The organism is Acidobacteriota bacterium, from assembly GCA_040754075.1.
GTDB lineage: Bacteria > Acidobacteriota > Blastocatellia > UBA7656 > UBA7656 > JBFMDH01.
This window is the reverse complement of sequence record JBFMDH010000012.1, coordinates 71,416-96,911: the sequence shown is the minus strand read 5'-3', so window position 1 is coordinate 96,911 and position 25,496 is coordinate 71,416. Positions and strand designations below refer to the sequence as shown.

At 48.4% G+C, this 25,496-nt stretch carries 23 protein-coding genes; 19 read left to right on the top strand and 4 right to left on the bottom strand.

Annotated elements, in window-relative coordinates:
- Positions 1–234 precede the first annotated feature (234 nt).
- The 3 genes from AB1757_14705 (at position 235) to AB1757_14695 (ending at position 3,424) form a co-directional block, all read left to right on the top strand.
- Positions 235–402 carry a hypothetical protein gene (locus AB1757_14705; GenBank protein MEW6128287.1) on the top strand — a complete coding sequence of 56 codons (168 nt, stop codon included), beginning with the start codon at positions 235–237 and terminating at the stop codon, positions 400–402.
- Between the two features lie 182 nt (positions 403–584).
- Positions 585–1,010, top strand: coding sequence for a hypothetical protein (locus AB1757_14700; GenBank protein MEW6128286.1), 426 nt, complete (start codon positions 585–587; stop codon positions 1,008–1,010).
- Positions 1,011–1,138: 128 nt separating this feature from the next.
- Positions 1,139–3,424 carry an ATP-dependent DNA helicase RecQ gene (locus AB1757_14695; protein ID MEW6128285.1) on the top strand — a complete coding sequence of 762 codons (2,286 nt, stop codon included), beginning with the start codon at positions 1,139–1,141 and terminating at the stop codon, positions 3,422–3,424.
- A 3-nt stretch (positions 3,425–3,427) separates the two neighbouring features.
- On the opposite strand, the gene AB1757_14690 is transcribed toward AB1757_14695, so the two are convergent.
- Entirely contained in the window at positions 3,428–5,011 is a 1,584-nt protein-coding gene (locus tag AB1757_14690) for a DUF6798 domain-containing protein (protein ID MEW6128284.1), read from the bottom strand.
- Positions 5,008–5,976: a CHAD domain-containing protein gene (locus AB1757_14685; GenBank protein ID MEW6128283.1), complete on the bottom strand. Its 969-nt coding sequence runs from the start codon at positions 5,974–5,976 to the stop codon at positions 5,008–5,010. The genes AB1757_14690 and AB1757_14685 overlap by 4 nt, the downstream gene beginning before the upstream one ends.
- 146 nt (positions 5,977–6,122) lie before the next feature.
- On the opposite strand from AB1757_14685, the gene AB1757_14680 reads away from it, so the two are divergent.
- The 6 genes from AB1757_14680 (at position 6,123) to AB1757_14655 (ending at position 12,362) form a co-directional block, all read left to right on the top strand.
- A complete protein-coding gene (locus tag AB1757_14680) occupies positions 6,123–7,703 on the top strand; it encodes a molybdopterin-dependent oxidoreductase (protein MEW6128282.1) in 1,581 nt (526 codons plus the stop codon).
- 45 nt (positions 7,704–7,748) lie between these two features.
- Positions 7,749–8,867: a magnesium chelatase ATPase subunit I gene (gene bchI / locus AB1757_14675; protein MEW6128281.1), complete on the top strand. Its 1,119-nt coding sequence runs from the start codon at positions 7,749–7,751 to the stop codon at positions 8,865–8,867.
- A 39-nt stretch (positions 8,868–8,906) separates the two neighbouring features.
- Positions 8,907–10,394, top strand: coding sequence for a shikimate dehydrogenase (gene aroE, locus AB1757_14670; protein MEW6128280.1), 1,488 nt, complete (start codon positions 8,907–8,909; stop codon positions 10,392–10,394).
- Between the two features lie 97 nt (positions 10,395–10,491).
- The gene (locus AB1757_14665) at positions 10,492–10,956 is read left to right on the top strand and encodes a redoxin domain-containing protein (GenBank protein MEW6128279.1); all 465 of its coding nucleotides are present in this window, start codon (positions 10,492–10,494) and stop codon (positions 10,954–10,956) included.
- Positions 10,957–10,974: 18 nt separating this feature from the next.
- A complete protein-coding gene (locus AB1757_14660) occupies positions 10,975–11,751 on the top strand; it encodes a glycine/sarcosine/betaine reductase selenoprotein B family protein (GenBank protein ID MEW6128278.1) in 777 nt (258 codons plus the stop codon).
- Positions 11,752–11,837: 86 nt separating this feature from the next.
- Positions 11,838–12,362 carry a DinB family protein gene (locus AB1757_14655; GenBank protein ID MEW6128277.1) on the top strand — a complete coding sequence of 175 codons (525 nt, stop codon included), beginning with the start codon at positions 11,838–11,840 and terminating at the stop codon, positions 12,360–12,362.
- A 221-nt stretch (positions 12,363–12,583) separates the two neighbouring features.
- Here the strand turns inward: AB1757_14655 and AB1757_14650 are convergent, their stop codons facing one another.
- The gene (locus AB1757_14650) at positions 12,584–14,419 is read right to left on the bottom strand and encodes a VWA domain-containing protein (protein ID MEW6128276.1); all 1,836 of its coding nucleotides are present in this window, start codon (positions 14,417–14,419) and stop codon (positions 12,584–12,586) included.
- A 252-nt stretch (positions 14,420–14,671) separates the two neighbouring features.
- Between AB1757_14650 and ytxJ the strand changes: the two genes are divergently transcribed.
- The 10 genes from ytxJ (at position 14,672) to AB1757_14600 (ending at position 24,521) form a co-directional block, all read left to right on the top strand.
- Entirely contained in the window at positions 14,672–15,034 is a 363-nt protein-coding gene (ytxJ, locus tag AB1757_14645) for a bacillithiol system redox-active protein YtxJ (GenBank protein MEW6128275.1), read from the top strand.
- 108 nt (positions 15,035–15,142) lie between these two features.
- On the top strand, positions 15,143–16,867 hold the full coding sequence (locus AB1757_14640; protein MEW6128274.1) for a hypothetical protein: 1,725 nt from the start codon (positions 15,143–15,145) through the stop codon (positions 16,865–16,867).
- 6 nt (positions 16,868–16,873) lie between these two features.
- Positions 16,874–17,512 (top strand): hypothetical protein, encoded by a 639-nt coding sequence (locus AB1757_14635; GenBank protein ID MEW6128273.1) that lies wholly within the window; start codon positions 16,874–16,876, stop codon positions 17,510–17,512.
- Between the two features lie 267 nt (positions 17,513–17,779).
- Positions 17,780–18,163, top strand: a complete 384-nt coding sequence (locus tag AB1757_14630; GenBank protein ID MEW6128272.1) for a TIR domain-containing protein — start codon at positions 17,780–17,782, stop codon at positions 18,161–18,163.
- 6 nt (positions 18,164–18,169) lie between these two features.
- Positions 18,170–19,006: a hypothetical protein gene (locus AB1757_14625; protein ID MEW6128271.1), complete on the top strand. Its 837-nt coding sequence runs from the start codon at positions 18,170–18,172 to the stop codon at positions 19,004–19,006.
- 141 nt (positions 19,007–19,147) lie between these two features.
- The gene (locus AB1757_14620) at positions 19,148–19,588 is read left to right on the top strand and encodes a hypothetical protein (protein ID MEW6128270.1); all 441 of its coding nucleotides are present in this window, start codon (positions 19,148–19,150) and stop codon (positions 19,586–19,588) included.
- 282 nt (positions 19,589–19,870) lie between these two features.
- Positions 19,871–21,139, top strand: coding sequence for a nucleotide disphospho-sugar-binding domain-containing protein (locus tag AB1757_14615; protein ID MEW6128269.1), 1,269 nt, complete (start codon positions 19,871–19,873; stop codon positions 21,137–21,139).
- Positions 21,140–21,437: 298 nt separating this feature from the next.
- Positions 21,438–22,898 (top strand): DUF3471 domain-containing protein, encoded by a 1,461-nt coding sequence (locus AB1757_14610; protein ID MEW6128268.1) that lies wholly within the window; start codon positions 21,438–21,440, stop codon positions 22,896–22,898.
- A complete protein-coding gene (locus tag AB1757_14605; GenBank protein MEW6128267.1) occupies positions 22,895–23,617 on the top strand; it encodes a peptidase E in 723 nt (240 codons plus the stop codon). The genes AB1757_14610 and AB1757_14605 overlap by 4 nt, the downstream gene beginning before the upstream one ends.
- A gap of 49 nt (positions 23,618–23,666) precedes the next feature.
- Positions 23,667–24,521, top strand: coding sequence for an alpha/beta hydrolase-fold protein (locus AB1757_14600; protein MEW6128266.1), 855 nt, complete (start codon positions 23,667–23,669; stop codon positions 24,519–24,521).
- A 113-nt stretch (positions 24,522–24,634) separates the two neighbouring features.
- Here the strand turns inward: AB1757_14600 and AB1757_14595 are convergent, their stop codons facing one another.
- On the bottom strand, positions 24,635–25,459 hold the full coding sequence (locus tag AB1757_14595) for a CPBP family intramembrane glutamic endopeptidase (protein MEW6128265.1): 825 nt from the start codon (positions 25,457–25,459) through the stop codon (positions 24,635–24,637).
- Between the last annotated feature and the right edge of the window lie 37 nt (positions 25,460–25,496).

The following is a 25,496-nucleotide window of genomic DNA, read 5'->3' as shown; positions in this document are numbered from 1 at the left end:
TGACAAACTTTGAAAGCTGATTGGAAATCAAGAAATCTAAAGATGCGGGTTTGAATTCACTGTAGCCCTGATTTTTCGTGGAATAACTTGCCGGAAATGCCAATTGAACATTACAAGTACAATGCGGTTTAATCATTTATCCATGCACAGCGATTTGCTCATCCGTGCAACATCAGTTGCGCGGTTTGCCGGCAAGCTGTTGGGCAATATCAAAAGTATTAAATTGGAGGCGATATGAATAAACGGATGGCTGCCGGATGGTTCGTGGCTTTGTGCCTGGTATTAGCGGGTCTATTGCTTGGGCAAATCATCACGCCAATCATTGGCGGTATTATTTTCGCGTTTGCTCTGGTTTTGTTGGGGGTGGCGTCCAGGGGATTCTCCAAAACCAACGACTCTTAGCAACTTCCGTTTGTAAACCAACGTGACAGAACGGACGAGTGGAACGTGGATAATCTCTATAATGGTTTGCGATTGAGTTTACTCAGCCTCTGTTGAGAGAGCGGTCAAAGACTGCTTGTCCAACCTCAGTAAATCCTATTGCAAACCGCAATAGGTTCTCTATAAAGAATACGGAAAGCAATATGCGGATTCAGTTCAAAGAAAAATTTCACCTGACCGGCGAAGAAATATTTCAATATTTCACTACGCCAAAAGCCTGGACATTGCTGTATGGTTTACCCGGAAATGTCAAAGAATATGGCAATGGCTGGTACGCTATTCCTTTAAAAAATTTCCCCTTTCCTCTGGTAGCGCGCAACCTTATTTGCATACCCAACGAGTATGTGAAATGGGAATTCAAAGGTTTTTGGAAAGGTGAAGGCGAAATTCGATTTTTTGATAATCAAGATGGTGTGACCGTCGAAGGCTACGAAAAAATATCCGTCAGATGGTTGTTTTGCTTATCGCCGTTTTTTGAAAAACGATTTTTAGAGCGACAATTTATTCATATCTGGGAATTGGGCTGGCAGCGGTTAAGAAAAAAATCGCAGAGGCATTCCGACGCTTGAAAGAACCCGCCATCACTTGCTGAAAAGTTTTTTCAAATAATCGGCTTTAACGGCTCAACTATTTGAGCAGCTAAAAATCCGCGTGCTATCGTTGCATCATTGAGTTAATCGAGGGTAATGAATTGAGCATGAGAGAACAAGCACGCGAGGCTTTGCAAACTTTTTTCGGGTTTGCCGATTTCCGCGAAGGGCAAGGCGAGGTCGTTGAATCGATTCTTTCAGGCGAAAATGCCGTGGTCATTATGCCTACGGGTGGCGGCAAATCGCTCTGTTACCAGTTGCCTGCCCTGATGCTCGACGGCATCACACTGGTGGTCTCTCCGCTCATCGCTTTAATGAAAGACCAGGTTGACAGCCTGAAAACCCTCAATATCCCAACCACCTTTATCAACAGTTCATTAAGTTACAGTGAAACCAAAAAACGATTGAGCGAAATCCGGCGCGGCGTTTACAAACTGGTTTACATCGCTCCCGAACGGTTTCGCAGCGAAGCCTTTACCGATGCGATGAGCGAAGTTCAGGTTAAACTGCTGGCGATTGATGAAGCGCATTGCATATCCCACTGGGGACATGACTTTCGCCCCGATTATCTGCGCCTCAAAAAAGCCGCTGAATTATTAGGCAATCCGCAAATCGTGGCGCTCACGGCAACCGCTACGCAAAAAGTGCGCGACGATATTATCGCCCAACTCGGATTAACCAATCCCAGCATCTTTGTCGCCGGGTTTGACCGCCCGAACCTGCACCTGCAAGTGAGACACCCGCAAACCGAAAAAGAAAAAATTCTGGCGATTAAACAGATTCTCAAACATTCCGGCGGCTCAGGCATCATTTACACCGCAACCCGCAAAGCCGTCGAAACCGTCGCCGCGAAATTGAAAATGGCAGACCTCAGCGTCGAAGCCTATCACGCAGGGATGACCGACATTGAACGTTCGCGGGCGCAGGAAAAATTCATGAGCGGCGAATGTCAAGCCATCGTCGCCACCAATGCTTTCGGCATGGGAATCGATAAATCGGACATTCGTTTCGTCATTCATTTTCAGGTGCCCGGTTCCATCGAAGCCTATTATCAGGAAATCGGACGCGCAGGTCGCGATGGTCTCGATGCTGACTGTGTTTTGCTTTTCAATTACGCAGACACCCGCACGCATCAATTTTTTATTGAAGGCAGTCATCCGAATCCCGAACTCATCAATGATGTCTATGATGAAATTTATTCTTTCGGTTTGGAATATGTCGAACTGTCAGCAAAAGAGCTTGCCAACCGGTTAAAAACCCGAAATGAGATGGCGATTTATTCGGCGCTGGTCATCCTCGAAAAAGCCGGGCACATCGAACGCGGTCGCCCGTCAAATACGGCGCTTCTGGCGATGCTCAGGAAACCGATTGATGAAGCCTTGAGTATGGTCGGGGATGATTCAAATGAAGGCGGGTTTCTTCGCGATTTGATTTTTTCACGCAACGTCAGTGACCGTGAACAGACGGAATTTGATTTAACCACGGTTTGCAATGCGCTTGGTTTAAGCGAAAATGAAGCGCGTCGCAGTTTGTCGAGTTTATCGGCTCTGGAAATTCTCGAATACCGCAACGCTTTTCAAGGTCGCGGCATTCATCTGCTGGATGGCGAACGCCAGAATGTTTTGCGCATCGATACCAAAGAGCTTGCCGCAAGGCTCGCGGCGGAAAATTGGAAACTCCGCAAGATGCTCGATTATTGTTATTACAAAAAATGTCTGCGCGGATTTATTTTGAATTATTTCGGCGAGCGTAAGTATGTAAACAACTGCGGAACCTGTTCAAATTGCCGCCCAAGCGATTATAAAATCCCCAAAGCCGGAACCCTGACACTCAATCATCAAGCTGGCGATGCGGTTTCTCCATCGGCAATAAAATCTCAGCCGTTTTTGAAATCCCAATTGCCATCGCCGCAAACAAAACCGGCGATGCCTGCGACTCACGAAGAAAAAGCTTTGATTGATAACGCGCCAACCGGCGCTGAATTGCGCGCTAAACTTCGCGCCCTGTCGGAAAAATCCAAACCGATGGAAGAAATTCCCCTTTCAAAAAAGAAAGATTCAACACGCCAACTTACGGAAGCCGAAATCATCGTGGTGAAAAAAATTTTGAGTTGCGTAGCCCGTATGCGCGGGCGATTTGGTAAAGGCGCAGTTGCCGCCGTGTTGAAAGGTTCAAAATCCAAACAGGTGGTCGAAAATAATCTCCATCAACTTTCGACCTATGGGTTGCTCAGGGAATTATCTCAGGAAGAGATCACCGAATATATCAAAGCCTTGATCGAGTCCGATTGTATTATGGTCGGGCAAAAGGCTTACCCGACTGTAAGCCTTACTGAAATCGGGCGCGAAGTGATGCTTGGACAAAGAGAAATTCGTTTGAACATTCCCGAATAAACTTCAATTCCCTTCCCGGCGAATCTGCATAACTTTGAAGCCGTTATTTTCAAAAACCACATTGGAATGAATCGCGGATGCTTTTGGCAAAACCGCATAGGTCACCTGATATTTTTCAACCAGGGCGTTGAATTTCACTTCGTCGAGTCCCGCATAGGCTCTGTTTAACAGCGAATTGTTGGCAAATCCTTTGCCTTTCGGTAACTCCCCGCCGGCAATGTCGGTCAGTCGTTCATACCACTCGGATAAAAATTGTGGCCCATCGGGGTTGATTTTAAATTCACCGATGTTTGAGCGATTGGTGAGATAGGTGAAGCCTTCGACGGCAGGTGGCGTGACGAATAGCGCATCAGTTGGGGTGTTTTCTCGTACCCAGTTACAAACCGCCAGCCACTCGCTTTTTTGTTCGGCAAGTCTTCTAATGCCGAAGGAATAAGCTACGCCTTGTCTGGTTGATGGAATGGCGTAAAGCGTCAGCGCCACCAGAATAATGGCAAGGTTAGCGATTATCATTGGTTTTTTTGATTGCCTTTGAAAGTAATCATTCAGGAAATAAAGCAGTGTAAACGCGCTAAAAACCGGAATAAACACACTGATTCGCACCCCCTGAGTTTTCATAACCCAACCCAAATTGAGCAGGTAATAATCCAGAAAATGCAAAATTGAAATCGCCATAATCATCATGCTGCTGATGGTAATAAAAAAAAGCGGTTGTCGTTCACCATCTTTTTGCTTGCGTAAAAACCAGTAAATCAACAGCGTCAACAGGAAATGAATTCCCACCCAGATGGCGGCTTTGGTTGATGCGAGTTCAAAATGGTGCGGTTGTCGAAAATCAATATCGGCGCGATTGAAGGGTAAATTAACCAGACCGCGACTGAACATCTGCAAGACATCCGGGAATACCAATACCGCAGGAATTAAAAACAGCAATCCACACCAGAACCAGTCTTTGATAGATAAACTTTTCACCTGTGACAAAAAAATTGTCATTAAAATCAACAGCCAGGCAATGCCGATTTGCAAATGAAATAGAATCGTAAGCCCGGCAAAAAACGCCGCCCACCGCAATCGCTTTTGAATGACCAACGCCAGACTGAATAGGACAAACGCATGAGCAAAAGTCGGCGGATTGATTTCGCGATTGCCGACAAAGGTATTGGTTTCAAGTCCGCGCCCGACCCACGCGAGGTTGGTGGCAATCAGCGAAATTAAAGCGAAAAACGACCATCGGGGAAAATTTAATACGCGGCACAGGTAATAGATTGATGCGGCAAGCAGCGTGAAGCCCATCACCGTCAATAAAATTAAAGCGTTATCTTCGCCAAACAGTTTTGTAAAAGAGGCGATCACCATTGCGAAAATTCGATGATGATAAAAGCGCAACTGAATGTTGAAATCACCGGACAGGTAATCGGGATTGAGCAATCGACGCACCACCGGCAACAAACCTGTGTGATTGGAATACCCGACGCTGATGCCGCCGTTAAAAATCATAATGATGGATGAAGCGGCAATCACACAAAGTGCGGCAATCGTAATATCTGATGATCGGTTTTTTTGTGCAGCCTTCAGGAGTCGGCTCATAGTTGTTGAACCAGGTTAAATTTTTTGCGATAGGTATTCGCGGTGCGGCTGGCTGCGCTTTCAATACTCGGATGCATTTTTACGGGAAATAATCGCTTCACCAGTGCCAGTTTTTGCTTCCTTAAATGCACGGCGGCTTTGAGTATCGCGTGACTTTCGCGCAAATGTTTTTTTACGAATTCCCGGTTAGCGGTAATGTTGATGATTTCATCTTCGATGGCTTCAAAATCATGCCAATCACCGATTTTATCCTGCAACGCGCGAAGCCATCCAAGCGCCGTCAGATTGCCGCGAATGCCCATGTCTGTGGCAATTTCCAACAGGTAGCGCAGGCGTTTTGCAGCAATTCTCAACTGGTGCAATTCTTCGGGGTGAGTGATGGGCTGCGCATTGATAGCCCGATCTTTAAATTCCCTCAATCGTTGTTCGATGCGCGCTGCGGCGCGCCCGGCAATCGCCTTATCGTCGGCGAGGTGCGCAAGACTTACTTCACCTTGATTGGAGCTTTCCCAATCCATTTTCAGAATCGCAAAAAATTTATTGAAGTCTATTTTCCGTAGATACTGCATCATTTTATCGGCTCGCAATGCACGGCGACGACGAAGTTCTTCTTCAAGCGAAGCGAATGGCGGATTCACGGTTCGGCGTTTTCCGGCTTCCTGTTCAAGGATAATCAAAAAGACATCATAGTTGCGCACTTCCGAGAGTTTGCCGCGCAATCGCCTTAATCGTTTTTTCAATTTCCCGATGCTTCGTTCAGCTTTATCGATTTCAAGTAAATCCAGCGAAGCCTGCAATCGTCTGGTGGTCACACGCATTTTATGAATCGCCTCGACCTCCTGGGTGTCTAAAACCAGCGAGTAATAATTTCTTAGCGTTTGAATTTGCCCATAAATAATTTGCGCCAGCGTTTGCGCTTCAGGCTTTTTATCAACCCCCGAATTTTCCGTTATTGAATCTGTCATAAGCTTTCAACGCGCAATTGAAGTTGGAAGATTACTATTTCGTTTACGAATCCAGCAATCCAATCCGCCACTGCCTCAGGTTAAATCTGTTGAAATTGGAATATTTCCAACCGCTTAGGCATTCTATTTAAGGTAGCGATAAATTCATGGAATTACAGCGGCTCAACTTAATCAATGATGAAACCGATAAACCGGATGAATCGGAAGTTCGCTTTCAGATAGCATTGCTGGCAGCGGTTGGCGGGCTGGTCGCAAGTTTTCTGGCGCGCTTCATGTTCGATGTGCCGCTCATTCCTGAATTGATGGCGCAGGCTTTTTTCGCGATTTTACCGATTAATTTAATCGCTTTCGTGGTCGGCTTTCTCGGCGCGTTTGCCAAACACCTCGCATTTTTAGGGTTCGTGATTATTTACCTTTTAGGGTTAATCGGCGCAGCACATGGTTTTCTCGCGCAGTTATCGAAACGCCAACTGATATGGCGAAAGCAAATCTACGCGCTCATATTTTTTCATTTCGTCATCTGGCTATTCGTCATGGTCGCCCTCTTGCCATTGCTCGACGCAGGAATTTTTGGTCGAGGCTTGCGGCAAGGCAGTCTTTACACTTCACTTTCGCTATTCCTGATTTTTGCTTTATACGCCACGGCGCTCGGTTGGGTGATGAAGTTTTACATTGATAAACCGGAAATTGCCAAATCGAACAACCGCCGATTGAGTCGGCGTCAAGTGGTGCGCGGCATGAGTTATGCGCTGTTAGCGATTGGCATTTTTGATATTGGCAAATCGCTGATTGGCACCTGGTTTCAATTTTCAGCAGGGCGCGTAAAAAACGGCAATGGCATTTTTCCTAGCCTTGACGGATTGGCGCTGGAAATCACTTCCACCGAAGATTTTTATGTAGTTTCAAAAAACCCTTTCGACCCGGATGTCGCTGCACATAATTGGCAACTGGAAATCAGCGGTTTGGTTGATAAGCCTAGGGCTTTAACTTATGAGGAATTGAAAAACTTTCCGGCAATCGAACAATACGCGACGCTCGAATGCATCGATAATCCTGTGGGCGGCAATTTAATCGGCAATGCATTGTGGCGCGGCGTTCGGTTGAAAGATTTATTGACTCATGCCGGTTTGCAGAACGGTATCGTTGATATTGTGTTTCGCGCCAGTGACGGATACACGGATTCGATTTCGCTTGAGCGCGCCCAGAACGAAGCGACGTTGCTGGTTTATGAAATGAACGGTCAACCGCTCACCAGAGAACATGGATTCCCGCTTCGCTTAATCGTTCCGGGGATTTTCGGAATGAAAAACGTCAAATGGATAACTCATATCGAAGCGGTGGATTTTGATTTTAAAGGCTACTGGCAAAAACGCGGGTGGGATGACAAAGCCGAATATAAAACCATTTCCCGCATCGACACGCCGGATGGCGACATTGAAGGGCAGACAATCATTTCAGGCGTAGCGTTTGCCGGTGATCGTGGAATCGCCAACGTCGAAGTTTCAACCGATGATGGAAAAAGCTGGCAGGCAGCAGAAATCAAAACGCCGCTTTCGCCCTATTCGTGGGCGTTATGGCACACGGAGTGGCTGCCGGAACAACCGGGTGATTACAGCATTCGCGTGCGAGCTACAGATGGCAGAGGCAATTTACAGGAGTCGAAACCGACACCCGCTGACCCCGGCGGCGCAACCGGTATTCACAGCATCAAGGTGAGAAAAAAATAATTCATTTTGCCTGTTGGGCTACCAACCTTTATAGTGCTTTTCCTGATGCACAAACCAACCCGAAAAAAGACAGGCAAAAAAAATCTTCAAACAATTTCTGCCACTCAGTATCGTTTCCCGTTTACTGCGATTGTCGGGCAGGATGAGATGAAACTCGCGCTTATCTTGAATGTCATTGACCCAGGGATTAGCGGCGTAATGATTATGGGGCATCGCGGAACCGGCAAATCCACTGCGGTGCGGGCGTTGGCAGACCTGCTGCCTTCAATTAAAAAAGTCAACGGGTGTTTGTATGGTTGTTCGCCGACAAACCCCGCAGAACTTTGTGATGATTGCCGTGACAAAAAATCTCATCGCGGCAAACTGCAAGCAAAATGGAGCCAGGTTCCGGTGGTTGAATTGCCGCTCGGCGCTACTGAAGACCGCGTATGTGGAACCCTTGATATTGAGCGCGCGCTGGTTGAAGGCGTCAAAGCTTTTGAACCGGGATTACTCGCCAAAGCCAATCGCGGTTTTTTGTACATTGATGAAGTCAACTTGCTGGAAGACCATTTAGTTGATGTCCTGCTCGATTCGGCGGCGAGCGGTCGCAACACCGTTGAACGCGAAGGCATTTCCGTCAGTCATCCGGCGCGTTTCGTTCTCGTCGGTTCAGGCAACCCCGAAGAGGGTGATTTGCGACCGCAGTTGCTCGACAGATTTGGACTTTATACGCAAATCGAAACGCTTACTGATTTAGATGAGCGTGTGGAAATCGTGTTGCGGCGCGACCGTTTTGAACGTGACCCGCAAGCCTTTGCTAAGGAATTTCGCGACCAGCAGAAAGATTTACAACTGAAAATTCTCGAAGCGAAAAAGCGAATTTTAAAAATCGAATTGACGCGGCAACAGTTGGCTTTCATCGCCGCGCTCTGCGTTGAACTGGCAATTGACGGGCATCGCGGCGAATTAACCATTGCCCGTGCCGGACGCGCGCTTGCGGCATTTGAAGAGCGCAAGCAGGTCACCATCGAAGATTTGCGTCGGGTTGCAGGAATGGCATTGCGGCATCGTTTACGCAAAGACCCGCTCGAAAAAATCGAATCCGGCTATCGCATCGAACAGGCAATGGATAAAGTCTTCGGCAGGAATTCGCCACAATCGAAAACCGCTGCCTCAAAATAATTCTTTTTTGCTATGAATGAATCCGCAAAAATCTGCGCAGTGATTACCGAATCAACCATTGAAGCGGCGCGTCTGGCAATGCGCCGGGCAACCATCCAAGCCGATATGATTGAAATCCGGCTGGATTATTTAACCGATTTTGATTTTTCGCGAGTTGAAAATTTGCAAACGCTTACCGCTGAAACAACGCTGCCAACAATTATCACCTGCCGTCATATCGCAGAAGGTGGGAAACAAAAAATTGATGAAGCGATTCGTTTGCCGCTACTCATTGAAGGCGCAAAACGCTACGCCGATTTTTGCGACATCGAAGCCGCGCATTACGAAGAGACGATAAAACTTCAACCGGATATTGATAAGCTTATCGTCTCTTATCACGATTTCGAGGAACCCTCAAAAAACCTGCCGGAAATTTATGAACAGTTAATCAAACTCCCGGCGGCGATTCATAAATTTGCCGTCAGAAGTAATGCAATCGGCGATACCCTTCCCGTTTTTAAAATTCTCGAACGCGCCAGACACGATGACCGGAAATTTATCGCCATCGCCATGAACGAACCGGGCATCATCACGCGCATACTCGGTTGTTCACGCGGCAGTTTCCTAACCTACGGTTCATTCGATAAAGCCAAAGCGAGCGCCCCCGGACAGGTGACCATTGATGAACTAAGGCAGCTTTATCGCATTCATCAACTCACTGATGAAACCAACATCACAGGCATCATCGGCAATCCGGTTTCGCATTCGGCATCGCCTGCCATGCACAATCGGGCATTCGCCGCGCTTAGTCTTGATTGGGTTTACCTGCCAATGGAAGTCAGCAATATCAGGGCATTTTTCGAGGATTTCATTAAACCGCATTCGCGTCGGATGAACTGGAAGTTGCAAGGCTTCAGCGTCACCATTCCGCATAAAATTTCAATCATGCCCTTTCTTAATGAAATCAATCGTACTGCCGGGCAAATCGGCGCGGTCAATACCGTTGTCATTCGCGATGATAAAGCCATCGGCTACAACACCGATGTTGATGGCGCGATGCAACCGCTCGAAAAAGTGTGTCGGCTTGCCGATCAATCCTGCGCGGTGATTGGCGCGGGCGGTTCGGCAAGAGCGGTGATATTCGGACTTCTTGAAAGACAGGCAAAAGTATCGGTTTTTGCCCGCAATATCGAAAAAGCCAAACCCCTTGCCGATGAATTCGCTATTGAATTATTGCCGCTTGATGAATTGGAAAAAACTCAGGCGTCTATTCTCATCAATACCACGCCCATCGGCATGCAGGGGCATAGCATTGATTCGAGCATCGTTCCACTCAATGCTTTAAACCATCAGCCGATAGTTTATGATTTGGTTTACAATCCGCTTGAAACGCGGCTTTTGAAAGACGCCCGCGAAGCCGGATGTCAAACCATCAGCGGGCTTGAAATGTTGGTCGCGCAAGCCGGTTTGCAATTTAAACTGTGGACAGGAAAAACGCCCGACCTCGAATTGATGAAAACTGCTGCTTTGGAAAAACTCAAACTCTGATTACCCACAGGCTCAATTCACTTGCATTTGCCTCATTCCGGTCGAGTCGATAAACTACCTGAGTTCGTTAAATTCACTTATTTCAGGAGGAATTAAAATGGCTGTTGAAGTAGGAGATATGGCTCCCGATTTTGAATTAAAAAGCCACAATGGCGGCAAATCCGTCAAGCTTTCCGATTTACGTGGTAAGAAAAATGTTTTCATCGCGTTTTATCCACTCTCTTTTACTCCCGTTTGTTCGGCACAAATCCCGTCCTATGAAGCAGACCTCAGCCGGTTCGCTGAATACGATACCGAAGTCGTAGCGATTTCCGTTGATTCGGTTCCCACACACAGCGCCTGGGCAAAAAGTTTAGGCGGCATCAGCTATGACATTCTCGCTGACTTTGAACCGAAAGGCGCAGTGGCGCAGGAATATGGCGCATACATCGGCGATAAAGGCTTTTCCGAACGCGCCTTATTTGTCGTGGATAAGGAAGGCAAAATCGCTTACAAAGAAATTCACGAACTTGGAAAACAACCCGATAACGAAGTCATTTTTGATGTTTTGAGAAAATTATAATCCCTTGCAATTTTTCCTGTGAGCGTCACCAAAACCATTGATGCTCACAGGAAAAATCTTTCCAATTTTTTTATGTCAACCCTTGCCAGAAAGTGCGTTCCCTTCACTCCCTTTGACCGCGAATTAAACAAATCCCGAATTGTTCTGGTGACTGCCGCTGGCGTCCATCATAAAAGTCAGGAACCTTTTAACATCGGCGATGAACTGGGCGATTTAACTTTTCGGGTTATTGAAGGGAATGTAGACGTCGAAGATTTAATGGTGACGCACCATCATTATGACCACACGGACGCCGACCGCGACATCAATGTGGTTTTTCCGATTGAACGGTTGCGCGAATTGCAAAACGAAGGCTTCATTGGTGAAGTTGCCAGCGAACATATCGGTTATATGGGCTACTCGATGCAACTCAAAAAGATGTACGAAGAGGTCGCGCCGCAGATTGCCGGGTATGTCGATAAACAAGTCCGCGCCGACGCGGTTATTCTCACAGGTGGTTGCCCGGAGGTTTGTCATCGAACGATTGTTGCGGTGCAACGCGAAATTGAAATGCGCGGCATTTCTACCGTATTGATTACCGTAAGTCCCACGGCTTCGCAGCAGATGCGCCCGCCGCGCGCGATTTATCCGAAAGGCTTTCAAATTGGCAATTCACTCGGACGCCCGTTTATGGCTGACTTGCAAAAACAGGTCTTGCGCGATGCGCTGTTACAACTCAAAGCCGCGCCGCGACCCGGTGAGGTAATTGAGATGCAGTACCCGGAATATGAAAAAAGCGAAACCGCTAAAAATTAAAAACCGTTATGGATTCAGGATGACTTCACAATCATCAATCCACCAAACTGAATCGTGTTAAACAACAAACTGAAAGGAAGGAAGACATGTCAAAAGCTTTATCCGTTAGACCCGCAACCGACGAACACGCGGAATATTATGCCAGATACACTTCACTAGTCGCTGATGGCAATATCGTTGAGACGTTGGAAAATCAACTCGCTTCAACGCTCAATTTTTTAAAGGAAATATCCGAAGAAAAAGCCAATTCCCGCTATGCGCCCGACAAATGGAGCATTAAAGAAGTCCTTGGGCATATCATCGATGGCGAACGAATTTTTGCTTATCGCGCCTTGCGTATTGCCCGCAATGATAAAACCCCGCTACCGGGGTTTGAACAGGACGGTTATATTGAGGCGGGAAATTTCGCTGCGCGAAGCTTTGCCGATTTACTTGAAGAATTTAAATGTGTGCGACAGGCTTCGCTTTTCTTGTTCAGAAATCTTGATGAAGCGGCGTGGCTCAGGCGCGGCACGGCAAGCGACAATGAAGTGAGCGTTCGCGCTTTGGCTTACATCATCGCCGGTCATGAACTGCACCACCTCAGTGTGATTAAAGAAAAATACCTGTAAAATCGCAGGGTTTTGTAAAATTCCTCGTGAATAAAAAAGGCTCACTGAAATTCAGTGAGCCTTTTTTGCGGTCTTATAGCAGTTTGCAAAAGCGTTTACGCAGTCTCTGTTGAGAGAGCGGTCTTTGACCGCGTCATTGAGCAGTCGCGGTCAAAGACTGCTCATTAACCCTGGTTTAAATTTCTTCAATGGAGGTTGAGTACAATCAACCATCAATCGCCCTATGTTTTACTGCCGTGATGGCTATCTTTGGCGTAATAACCGCGACGATGACGAACCGCTATATCATCGCGATTTTTCACGCGCACGCGAATGGTTCGATAGCCGCCGTTGGAAAGCGCATTGGTCGGGTAATAGCTAATCATATAGACGTGGCGTAACTCTTCGGCAATTTTATAAGCCAGTCCACGCATATCGCCGATATTTTGTGCGTCATAAACCGGACCGCCGCCTGCATTGGTGACATCGGTCATAAAATCCCGACCTCCACCTCGCGGCCATTGCGGGGCAGCATTTGATGCATTGGGTTGCGGCAGGAAATTGCCAAAGGGACCGCGTCGGCGTTTGGGCCAGGGAAAGGGCAACGGAATCGGCAAACCGATATTGGGGATATTTCTTGGCCAAGGATTGACGCGCACGTTGCCACCGCCGCCATTTGCCGGATAGCGCAATCCATAAACCAGCACATCGGATTCGGTGACAATGCTGATGGCGTCATTGTAATCAACGCTGCGACTCGTGGTATCTTCTCCGTCCGAGAATAGAATCATGGCTTTTCGCCCATCAACATTTTTCATACGCTCAACGGTTCGATAAACCGCTTCATAAACGCTGGTTCCGCTGCCGGTCTGAGTGCTGCGAATGGCACGTTCCAGGGTGTAGCGGTCACTGGTGAAATCGGTCAAAAATTCAACCTGTCTATCGAAAGCGACGACCATCACGCGATCCTGCGGGCGCAGTTGGCGAATAAAATCTATTGCCGCATCCTGAATGGCGTCCTGACTTCCTTGAACGCTCGGACTGAAATCCAATACCAGCGCAACACTGAAGGGCACCTCTTCGTTGCCGAAATGAGCGATTTCCTGTTGAACGCCGTCTTCATAGAGCAGGAAATCCCGTTTGACGAGTTGCGGGACATAACGATTGGAACGGTCGCTCGCGAGAATCGGAATGCTGACCATCGTGGATTCCAGTTTCACGACTTCATCATCGCCGGTTTGTGTCGAACCGGTATTGGTGTTGGAGTTGGTTGACGGTTGACCACTGGTTGGCGCATCGGGTCTGGTGGTTGAACGCCAAACCGGCTCTTGTTCAGGTTGTCCGGGTCTTTGTAAAACCGGCGGCGCGCCTCTCTGTCTGTCCGCAGGTGTCGTATTCGGATTCCCGCCAGTCGAAGGTAAATCATCACCGCGTTTTAAAACCGGCGGGGTGGTTCGCGTTGAAGCGTTCGCGTCACTATCAGGATTTGCCGCCGGGGTATTTCTTGTACCGGTTTCGACTGGTCGAGTTGGCGTTCTGGTAGTCTGCGGTTTTTGCACCTCGACACCGGGTTGCGCGGGTCTCGCGGTAGTTGACCGTTGCGCAGTTGCGGGGTTGCTGTTGGGCGATTGTTGAGTTGATGCCGGTCTATCGAAACCCGGAGCCGATTTATCCGAGGTGTTGGATGGCGCATTCACTGGCGGGCGGTCAAAAGGTAATGGCTCACGTTTTTTCCGGGTTGAGGGGGTTGGTGAATCATTGGTCTTTTCAGCAGTCGTCGCATTTTCCTTGTCGCCTGTTTTTTGCTCTTCACTTTCAGGTTTCGCTTTTTCAGCGGTTGCGGCATTGGCTCTGGCGGTTTTTCCTGCGTCGGTCTCTGTAGGCGATTTTTCAGTGTCAGTTGGTTCAGCGGTTGGTTTGGCGGATGGGGTTGAACTCACACTGCCGTTTTTGCTGCGCCGTTGGGTGGGGGCGGTTTGCGCAGCCGGGGCACCCGATAAATTAAGCGGAAAGAGTGAGGCGGCGCAGGCGACGACCAGCACCCACACCATCAGAAAGCGTAATTTTTGGGGCTTCATACCGTTTAACTCCATTGTTGAAAATTGCCCGATTGATTTTCGGGAATTCCTCAGCTTCCCGAAAGCTTCATCCGATTTTTGGGATTCACTGCTCTGATGCCTGAGGGATGCCGCCAAGTGGTCTGCTCACTAAAAATTCTTTCTCTGCGCCGCGATTTCTCAGAGACTTGCAAACTCCCGAATTTGCCTGCAATATTTTCTTGCAAAAATCCCCAAAATGAAAATAAAAATACACAAAAATAGATTGAGGTCATGGTGAATCCCTTGGTTAAAGAACTGCACACACTTGAAGAGTTAGAGCAAACCTTTGAAGAATCAAAAACCCATCCGGTGTTGTTATTCAAACACAGCAATGCCTGTCCGATCAGCTCGCGCGCCTTTCGCGAGTTTAAAACCTATCTGGAAAACCCTGATGAATCGGTCAGCTATAAATTGATTATTGTGCAAACCGCCCGTCCGGTTTCAAACGCCATCGAATCGCGGTTAAACATTTTGCACGAATCCCCGCAGGCAATTCTGGTAAAAAACGGGAAGGGCATCTGGAACGCATCACACGGCGCAATCACCGCTTCGCGATTAGCCGAAACCATTCAAAGCCATAAAAACGCGGATTAATTTGCAGGCAGTCCAAAAGCAATTACGCATCGCCTGAACCGTGCGAGTGCGGGCTTTTTCAATTTCGATTTTGCCTTTCGCGCGTTTTCAAGATAATCTGCCGAAGCCGTGAATAAATTAAAACTTTCCCCTGACAAACTGCTGCTTTTGCTGATTTTCATTACCTTCTCGGCATCCACCATCTTTTGGACGGTGGCAGATAAAACGCCGCCCGCGTGGGACCCCGCAGACCACATCAGCGCCGGCTATGATTACTATGCGCCGCTGGCACGTCTGGATTTCAAAGAGTTTTACCGCGAATTTTTTATTTACCCGCACTATTACGCGCCTTTCGTGCATCTCTGTACGGCAGTCATTATGCTGATTTTCGGCGCTTCGCGGGTTACAGGCATCGGCGTCAATCTGCTGTCGCTTGGCGTTTTGCTTTACACCGTCAACTGGCTTTGCCGGTATCTGTTTAAAGATGATTCAAACCCTGATGAGAAAAACCGGTTGGCGATGTTGATGGGCGTTTTGGCAAGCCTGCTGGCGGCAAGCTACCACTTTTCTGCCTGGTTGATTCACGATGGCTTTCTCGATTATCCCTTGATGGTCATCATTACCGTGAGTTTTGCGCTATTGCTTAAAGCCGGTAATTTTCAAAACCGCAAAGCCGCTCTATGGTTCGGACTCGCGGCGGGACTGGGAATGCTCACCAAACAGACCTTCGCATTCTTTTTCGCGCTTCCGGCGATTTATGTATCGCTCAAAATTTTATGGTCGCGCGATTTTAAAGCGATAACCAACTTGATGCTTGCGGGATTAGTCATCGTCGCGATTGCCAGTATCTGGTATGCGCCGCACCTTGCAGAAGTCATAGCGATTTATAGAGAGAATCAAACGGCAGCCGTGCATGAAAACGAAGCGCCGCTGTTTTCGATGATGTCCAATCTGTTTTACCTTCACGGATTGCTCAGCCCGCAGATTCAGGTTCCTTTCGCGCTGCTTTTTTTATTTGGACTCGGTTATTCATTGATTCGCCATCGCCGGGAAAGCGTCATCCCGGCGCTTTGGATTTTAAGCGGCATCGGCATGTTCACTTTGGTTGCGAATAAAGATTTGCGCTACACCTTCCCGGTGCTTCCGGCGGTTGCCATTTTGTCGGTTTCGTGGGTGAAAGACCTGCGATTGGACTTAAAAAATAAATCTGTATTCGCCCTGAAACTGGCTCCTGTAGCCGTTATCGCGGGTTGGGCAGTTGTCAGTTTTTTCAACGCCCAGTATCCAGGCGAAGGGATGGGTCGTTACCTCGACACACCGCGATTTCGCTGGATGGTTTACGGCAGAAATTATTACGGCTTCGACCATCGCCCGTTGAACGAAGACTGGGGAATTCCCGAAGCCATTCAAAACATCGAAGCCGATTGGCAAGCTCGTCCTGCAAGGTCGCCGCATCCTGAAAATAGCAATCCGGCAACCCCGCAGGAAACCCTGTCGCCATCTACGCATAAAGTTGTAGATTCGGGAAATACTCCGACCGTCGGCGTGGTCGTCAATTTACCGTTTTTGAATCCATCGAATGTTGCGCTTTATGTGCGGTTGATGACCAAAGGGCGCGGCGCACCGGCATTGTTTAAAGTCGAATGGTTGACCGCCGAATCTTCCAAAGAGCGATTTGCGGATTGTGATTATTTGATTATGCGCACCGGACTTGATGAAGCCGATTGGCTTGCGCCGCTTGAACGTCACGCCGAACAACTGGTCAAACAAACGCCGGGAACTTATCAACGAATCGCCGCGTTGCCGATTCCGTTAAAAAACGCCGAGTCGGTAGTCTATAGAAAAATTCAATAGTCGAATATGAAACCAACGAAAGCCGATTTCACCCGTGAAGAATGGCAGGTCATTCAACAACATCGCACGCCCGCGCAGGTGCAAAATTTTCTGCGGACGCTTGCCTACAACCGCGAGAAGCAGGGCGCGACCTGTATTTCATTTCGCAAAGTGATTGAAAAACGCCTGGCGCATTGTCTGGAAGGCGCGCTCACCGCGGCGGTGATTTTAGAGCAACACGGCTATCCGCCGTTAATGGTGAGCATCGAATCCAAAGACCATCTCGACCATGTGCTGTTGCTTTATGAACATCGAGGGAAATACGGTTCGGTAGCGCGTTCGCGTGATACAGCTTTGCACGGACGCCAGCCGGTGTTTCGGCGGGTGCGCGATCTGGTGATGAGCTATTTCGATGCTTATGTGGATAAGACCGGACGCATTAAAGGCTATGCGGTCGCCGACCTCAATGATTTAGGAAATTATGACTGGCGATTTTCCGAGAAGAATGTCTGGAAGGTTGAGCATTACCTGCAAGACATTCCACATCGCGCGATTAACGGTTCCGAACTGCGTTATCAGAAAAATCTGCGCCGATATTTAAAATTCCACGCTGAATACCCCGACCGCTCGCCCGATTATTTTGCCAATAAACATACATGGTTATGAATGCGGCGACTTTACTTTCCGAATTTGTATAAACAAAGGTTAAAAAAACTTGACGGCAATCAACCAATTGCCTATAAATCGAGGCTGAACAGAAATTCGATTATGGAATTTTTCTTAACAGTTCAGAATTAGATGCAATCGCGTTGAAACCGGAAAAACGCCAAATTGGACGCATGTGCGTCTAATTCATCCTAGGGCACCGATCCAAATCGTAGGGCAATGGCTTGAAACTCTTGTAGTTTTGAGTAATGAGGAAAAGGAGTATTTATGGCAAAACCGCGTGCGTTCATTAGCTTTGAAATGGAAGACAGGTGGGCTCGAGATTTTCTCGTGCAGCACGCCAAAGATCAAGCTAATGACATAGAATTTTATGACTACTCTGTGAAGGAAGCCTTTGACTCGAAGTGGAAAACAGAATGTGCAAAGCGTATAGCGATGACCAAAGGCACAATCGTTATGGTCGGCCCCACGACTTCTAAAGCAGATGCTGTACTTTGGGAAATCGCTGAGACGATTCGTCAAGGTCACTATATTTTTGGCATACAAATAAACAGTGGCCAGACGCACCCGATTCCTGTGGGGTTACCTAGCAAGAACGTGATTCGTTGGGATTTTGATCAGATCGTAAAGTGGCTAAAGACTTGGGAGTGACAGGGCATGTACCTAGATGATGTAGCCGCCGCTATTCGCAAATTCGTCCCGACGGACAGGATACCTGAGGGAAACTCTGATGAGTTATTTCGGATCTATGCCGTTTTACTTCGGGCAAAAGGGACAAATATCACGCAGAGTGATGTTCACGATGCTTGGTCGGCATGGATGGCAAAGCGAAATGGCAAGCATCCGGCGTTGGTGGCGTATGAGGATCTTGAGCAACCCGTTCAAGCTGAGGATGGAATATTCGTAAGCGCGATTAGGCAAGCCGCTATACAGCTTGGTCAGTCCGCCCCCCATCAGCGTTCTTTCGGGGAAATTCTCTTCCCATCGGGTCCTCCAAAGACTGATCAGGAAATTACTCAGGCTCTCGACCTTTACAAGATTATGGTCGAAAGTTCCGAAAGTCTCGTGAACCGTCGACAGGCTGTAAATACATTCTTCTTGACGATCAATGGGGCGATACTTACCGGAGCGGGGCTTATTATTCAAAGTTCTGGAAGCGATAGATATGGTGCTGTAGGTGTTTTTGTCTTGGAAATCGCTGGAGCAATTCTTTGCGGTGCTTGGCGTAGTCTAATTAATTCCTTCGGTCAGTTGAATCGCGGCAAGTTTCAAGTAATCAATAGCATTGAACGGTATCTAAAGGCTGCAATATATGCTGCGGAGTGGGAGGCGTTGGGCAGAGGAGAGAATCCAAAAGTATATCGTTCCTTTACGTCTCGCGAGATATGGGTTCCAAACGCACTTCTGATTTTACACCTGATGGCGACGATAATCTCGGCTCTCGTCGCTATTGGTTGGGTTACTTTGAGCCTTCGGACGGGTAGCGCTCAGTAGGGTACGCTGCTCTTTTTCCTGAGGTCGAACTCCAACGAGCGATTCAACCAGAGCGCGCATAACAACCACATCATAGATTCGCAGCACCACTCGCACGCTCTGTCAATCAGCCCGTTAGGCATGCCAGTTTGTAAACTGCCTATGAATAATCAGCCAAAATTATTCACCATTGGCTTAACGGTTTGGGTCATTACTATATCCTCTATTTGTACACAATCGCTGGCAACGGCTCAGAGCGAGCACCCGCCATTGGGTAAATATGCGGTCTATCTTTTCGACCCGTATGGGAATGCTGAATACGCTTTTGATTTTGAATTATTGACACCATCGGAAAAAGGTAAGCCCGGTCGGTACGAACTACAGATGGGAAAAACCTCGAAAGAAGAAAAAGCAAAATGGTCTGGAGATTATGTATATGATGGAAACAACCGGCGATTACGCTGGTTGAGTGGGCCATTTCATCGAAGCGAAATATATCGTCAAGATGCCATGAATCCTGAAGGGGGAAAGGTTACAGTGAAGAATGGGCGTTGGACGATTTTCCTCAATAACAAAGCTCGCGGTACAAGTGTTAAAAAATAATCACCGGAAATCGCGATAGATAAAATTGCGAACGAGGACTTGATTAAGTACATTGGAAACCAATTTCTTGAGGTTCAGAGTAACGCCTTCAGGCGTGAGTTGCCGTGCATCACGCCTGAATGAACTCCTGAAGACCATCAACAAAGGTAAATGATTCCAACGGTGGTCTAACACGAAATTCAACGGCTAAGAAATTGCCTCCATCATTCAATTCCCGGAATAACCAAATCAAATAGTGGATTTATATTAATCGGTCAGCATTTGCTGTCATCGTACATCGCCATGAAAAAACAATCGCTTTCAGACATTCTCTTGTGCACCATCGGAAGCGCCGGTGATGTCTATCCATTTATCGGCATAGGGCAGGAATTACGCAGGCGCGGCTATCGCGTGACGCTGATAACCAGCCAATTTTTCGAGGCTCAGGCGCGTGATGCAGGCTTGGAGTTTTTGGGACTCGGCAGTCCTGATGATTATCAAACCATCATCCAAAACCCTGATCTCTGGGATTCTAAAAAAGGCTTCAGGGTTTTTGCCGAAAGCGTCATCCTGCCAATCCTGGAGCCGGTCTATCAACTGATTTCCGGGTTTGACCCGTCGCAAACCATCCTTGCCGCTCAAGGGCAGGTTTTCGGCGCGCACATCGCGCACGAGAAATTGGGATTCCCGTTTATCACCATTCACCTGCAATCGGCTGCCTTTCGCAGCGTCTATGACTTTCCGGTATTGCCGACGTGGATGCCGGCGTTTATGAAGCGCGGGATATTTAATCTGCTCGACAAGTTACTTCTGGATAAAGTATTCGCGCCGGAGATTAACCGGTTCAGACGAAGTTTGAACCTGCCGCCGATTAAGAAAATTTTCGACCAATGGACACACTCACCGCAATTGAATCTGGGCTTGTTTCCCGATTGGTTTGCGCCGATTCAGCCTGATTGGCCCACACAAACCCGATTGACCGGGTTCGTTTTTTACGACAAACAAACTGAACATTCAAAGGTTTCCGAGCGATTGGAAGCATTCTTAAATGCAGGCGACGCGCCAATCATCTTCACGCCCGGCACGGCGATGCAACACGCCAATCAATTCTTTGCCGATTGCGTCGAGGCTTGTCAAAGGCTTGGGCGGCGCGGCATTTTGCTGACCGGGCATACCGAACAATTGCCTGCTGAACTGCCAGCGGGTATTCAACATTTTGCTTATTTGCCTTTCAGCCGGATTTTGCCGCGCGCCCTGGCTCTGGTGCATCACGGCGGCATAGGGACAACCGCGCAAGCGATGGCTGCGGGGATTCCGCAAGTGATTCGCCCGATGGCGCACGACCAACCCGATAATGCTGCTCGCGTCGAGCGATTGGGAATTGGCGCGCAACTCACCCCGAAACGCTTTAATGCCGCGTCACTTGCCGAAAGATTAAAGGCGCTGATTACTTCACAAACGGTCCTTGAACGTTGTAAATCCTACGCTCGAAAAATAGCCCCCGCGAAATCGCTCGACGACACTTGTACCATCATTGAAGATTTTGCGCGCCATCCATCATCATTTCATTAGTGCGCCGCTTCTACAAAAACCACTCCGGTGGAGTCATTTGATAATCTCAAGTATAATTCGTTGCGCCCAGCCTCAAGATACTTCAGCTAAGTTCCCAGCCTTCATCCGAGCCTTAAAAGGAGCGTTAATGAGAAGAGCAGTTTTATTTTGCGCAGCATTCGGTTTCGTTGGGCTTTTTTGTTCTCTCGCTTCAATCAGTGCAAGTGATCGCCCAAAGCGCGTGACCTTCACCAAAGACGTAGCCCCGATCTTTTTTAAAAACTGCGTCGGGTGTCATCGTCCTGATTCGACAGCGCCAATGTCATTGCTTTCGTACAAAGCGGCACGCCCCTGGGCGCGCGCCATCAAAGAGCAAGTGGTGACGCGAGCCATGCCGCCCTGGTCTGCTGACCCGCATTATGGCGAATTTGCTAATGATTCAAGCCTTTCTCAAAGTGAAATTGATACCATTGCCGCCTGGGTTGATCAGGGAGCGAAAGAGGGAAACCGGCGCGAGCTTCCTCCAATTCCGCCAGTTCAGGAATTATGGGAAATCAGCAAGCCCGAGGTCATCATTACCATGCAGCAGGAATGGCAAGGCAATGGCGATGGCTTGGATGAAAATCTGGAGTTCATCGTCCCGACGGGGTTTACCGAAGACCGTTGGGTTCAAGCCGTCGAATTTCGCCCCGGCAACCGGCGGGCGATTCATCATGCAGTGGTCTTAATTCAAACTCCTGAAATGAGGCGTGCAGATCAGGCAAACAACCCTTCAGGCGAAGATGCGATATTCAAAGTCCAGGGAACCAATCGCCAGGTTCGTGATGAGGTTCCGGTCATTGATGACGCCTGCGCTGCCAAACGCGAAGGCGGGGGCAACAACGCGCGTTTCGCGCTCACGGTCTACGCGCCCGGTCGTAATGCTGACATCTGGCGTGAAGGCACTGCCAAACTTATCCCCAAAGGCTCAAACCTGATTTTCCAGATGCATTATGCCAAGGTCGCCGGCAAGACAGAAAAAGACCGCTCAAGCGTTGCTATTCAACTGGCGCAAAAACCTGTCGAAAAGATGATCGTTTCGCTCGATATTATGAATTTATATTTCCGCATTCCTGCCGGCGCTGAAAATCATCAGGTCACGGCTTGCTCCACTTTCAAACAGGATGTGCAACTCGTAGGCTTCATGCCGCATATGCATGTTCGCGGTAAAGATATGCGTTACGAAGCTGTCTATGCGGACGGGCGCAGGCAAACCCTGCTCTATGTGCCGCGTTATAATTTTTACTGGCAAACGCTCTATAAACTCAAAGAGCCTGTCAGCATTCCTCAAGGTACACGCATCGCCGTAACCGCACACTTCGACAATTCGCCACGCAATAAATATAACCCTGCCCCCGGAAAAGCCGTGCGCTTCGGTGATTCGACAAATGATGAGATGCTTGCAGGGTTTGTCGATTATATTGTCGATAAAACGCGGGAATCGCATCCGCTTGCCAATATCAGTCCGGCAGTTTTTGCGGCTTACGTAGGAGATTATCTGGTGGGGTCAAGAACCTGCACCATCTCCAAAGAAGGCGATAAGCTTATGCTTAACGCTCCGGGTTGGATGAAAGCCGAAGCCTTTCCCGAATCAGAAACCAAATTCTTTGTACGCGCGATGGATGCGCAGATGACCTTCGCGCGGAATGAAAAAGGCGAAGTGACCGGCTTTGTTTTTGAAATGGGCAATCGAACATTTCAAGCTAAAAAAGTGGTTGCAAGCGGTCAAAAACAGCCATGAAGAAACAGATCATTGCACTGGGTGGCGGCGGGTTTTCGATGGAGCCGGACAATCTGCTGCTCGATGAATACATCCTCAAGCAAACCGGCAAACGCAAGCCGAAAGTCTGCTTCGTGGGCACCGCAAGCGGCGATGCCGAAGGCTACATTCTGAATTTTTATACTTCATTCGCCACTTTAAACTGCACGCCAACGCACCTTTCTCTATTCAACCTGCCGACCAAAGATTTGCGGTCGTTCATTCTTGAGCAGGATGTGATTTATGTCGGCGGCGGCAATACCCGTTCGTTACTGGCGCTGTGGAGAGAGTGGCAAATGGATAAGTTTCTTCGCGCGGCTTGGAAAAACGGCGTGGTCTTGGCAGGCATCAGCGCCGGGTCAATCTGCTGGTTTGAAGAAGGGTTGTCGGATTTCTTTCCGGGTGAATTGAACGGATTACGGGGACTTGGACTTTTAAAAGGCAGTAATTGTCCGCATTATGACGGTGAGGAAAACCGCCGCCCCGACTTTCACAACTTAATACTGCGCGGCGAATTATCCGCAGGCTACGGCGTAGACGATGGGGTCGCGCTTCATTTTGTCGGGGCAAAACTTGTGCGGGTCGTGAGTTCCCGACCGAATGCCAAAGCTTATTTCGTCAAGAAAAAATCCAGTGCCATAGAAGAAAAAACCTTGCCGACAATTTATCTGGCTTCCGGAAAATTTAAACTCGCGTTGTGAAGCATTCTGAAATCAGTTAGAACATTTTGAAAATCAAATTAAAAGAGGTATGAGCGTGATTGGTTTTCGCATCGGTTTGTTCAGCTTAGGCTTGGTATTTATCGGTTCACTGTTCAGCGTTTCGCTTGGCGCAAGGCAAAACCTCAAGCCACTGGTTATCGGCGAAACCTTCGCCATTGAATCCCAAATTTTGCGTGAGACCCGGCGCATCAATGTCTATCTGCCGCCCGGCTACGCTGAATCTTCCAGCAAAAATTTTCCTGTGCTTTATATGCCCGATGGCGGCATCGGTGAAGATTTTCTGCACGTCGCGGGTCTGGTGCAGGTTTTGGTCGGCAACGCCACCATGCGACCGTTCATCCTCGTCGGCATTGAAAATACCGAACGGCGTCGCGATATGACCGGACACACGGAAAATGCCGAAGATAAAAAAATCGCCCCGCGAGTTGGCGGGTCAACCTCGTTTCGCGCCTTCATTCGCCGGGAGTTGATGCCCCTCATAAAAGCCCGTTATCGCGCGACTACAGAAACCGCAATCGTCGGCGAATCGCTTGCCGGACTGTTTGTGGTGGAAACTTTTCTGCTGGAACCGGATTTATTCGATACCTATATCGCCTTTGACCCAAGCCTGTGGTGGAATAATCAAAAGCTGGTTAGTGATGCGGCAAAACATTTAACGAATAGTCAAAAGTTTGCAAAGACTTTGTATTTCGCAAGCAGTGACGAAAAAGGCATTGCCGAAATTACCCAAAAGTTCGCAAACCTTCTCACCAAAAATGCGCCACAGGGTTTGCGCTGGCATTATGAAAAGATGCCTGATGAAAAGCACTCAACCATCTATCATCCAGCCGCGCTCAAAGCGTTTCGCGCAGTGTTCAAGCCGCAACCGGAGAAGAAGCCGTAAGCGCCGCCGGTGAGAATCGCATGCAAGTAGAGAAGGAAAACCGGCGTCCGATTCAACAACCTGAGTTCACCTCGGCGAGAGCAATCATCAGACAGCGCCAATGCTCGTCAGTCCTATTCTTTGCCCAAAATAATGCCGATTGCGCCAATCGAATTGAATAGCGCGTGAATCCACACGCTTGGAAAGATGGATTTGGTTTTGGCGCGCACCACCGTCAACATCAAACTCAACAGCAACAATCCGGTAAGCGAACCCCAAGCGCCCCAGTATTGCGGCACGTGAACCAGCGCAAACAACATGGTTGCCGTAATGATTGCGCCAACCATGCCGATGGCGCGTTTCAAAGGTGAATAGACCAGTCCGCGATAGACCAACTCTTCGGTAATCGGCGCGGTAAACACCGCTAAAAAAGCCACCGAATAACGCACGGTTTGCGAAGTTTTCAACATTTCAGCAAACGGCGTGGATTGCGAATCGTGAATGATGCGCGGTAGAGTGCTGACGATGAAAATCGAAACGATGGAAATTCCGACAACCAACGCGACTTTATAAAGCGCCGTCGGGCCGCGCCAATCCCAGCCGATACTTTCGGCAAACGAACGTTTACCCAAGCTGGTTGCTACCGCCCAGCAGATGGCTATGGTTGCGAGATGAGCGATGATATTCATTGCCATTTGAATCAGAATCGAACCTTCTGACAACAATACCTGTTTCATCTCTTCTTCTTGTAAGGGAATGATTTCGCCGCGAGCTTTGAGAACCATCAACCAGATGGCTGCGCCGAGCGCCGAAGCCATAAACAGCACAAAGATGCTGGCAAGCCAGACCCCGAATCCACTCACAACCCCCCATTGCGGATTATCCGGGTCAGGTTCAGTGGCGGTTAAAGGAATCTGATTCTCTGTCTGAGGATAGGGCAATACGTTCTCTTCCATCATAACGGTGACATTCTAACCGACGAGGTGAGGGGATGCG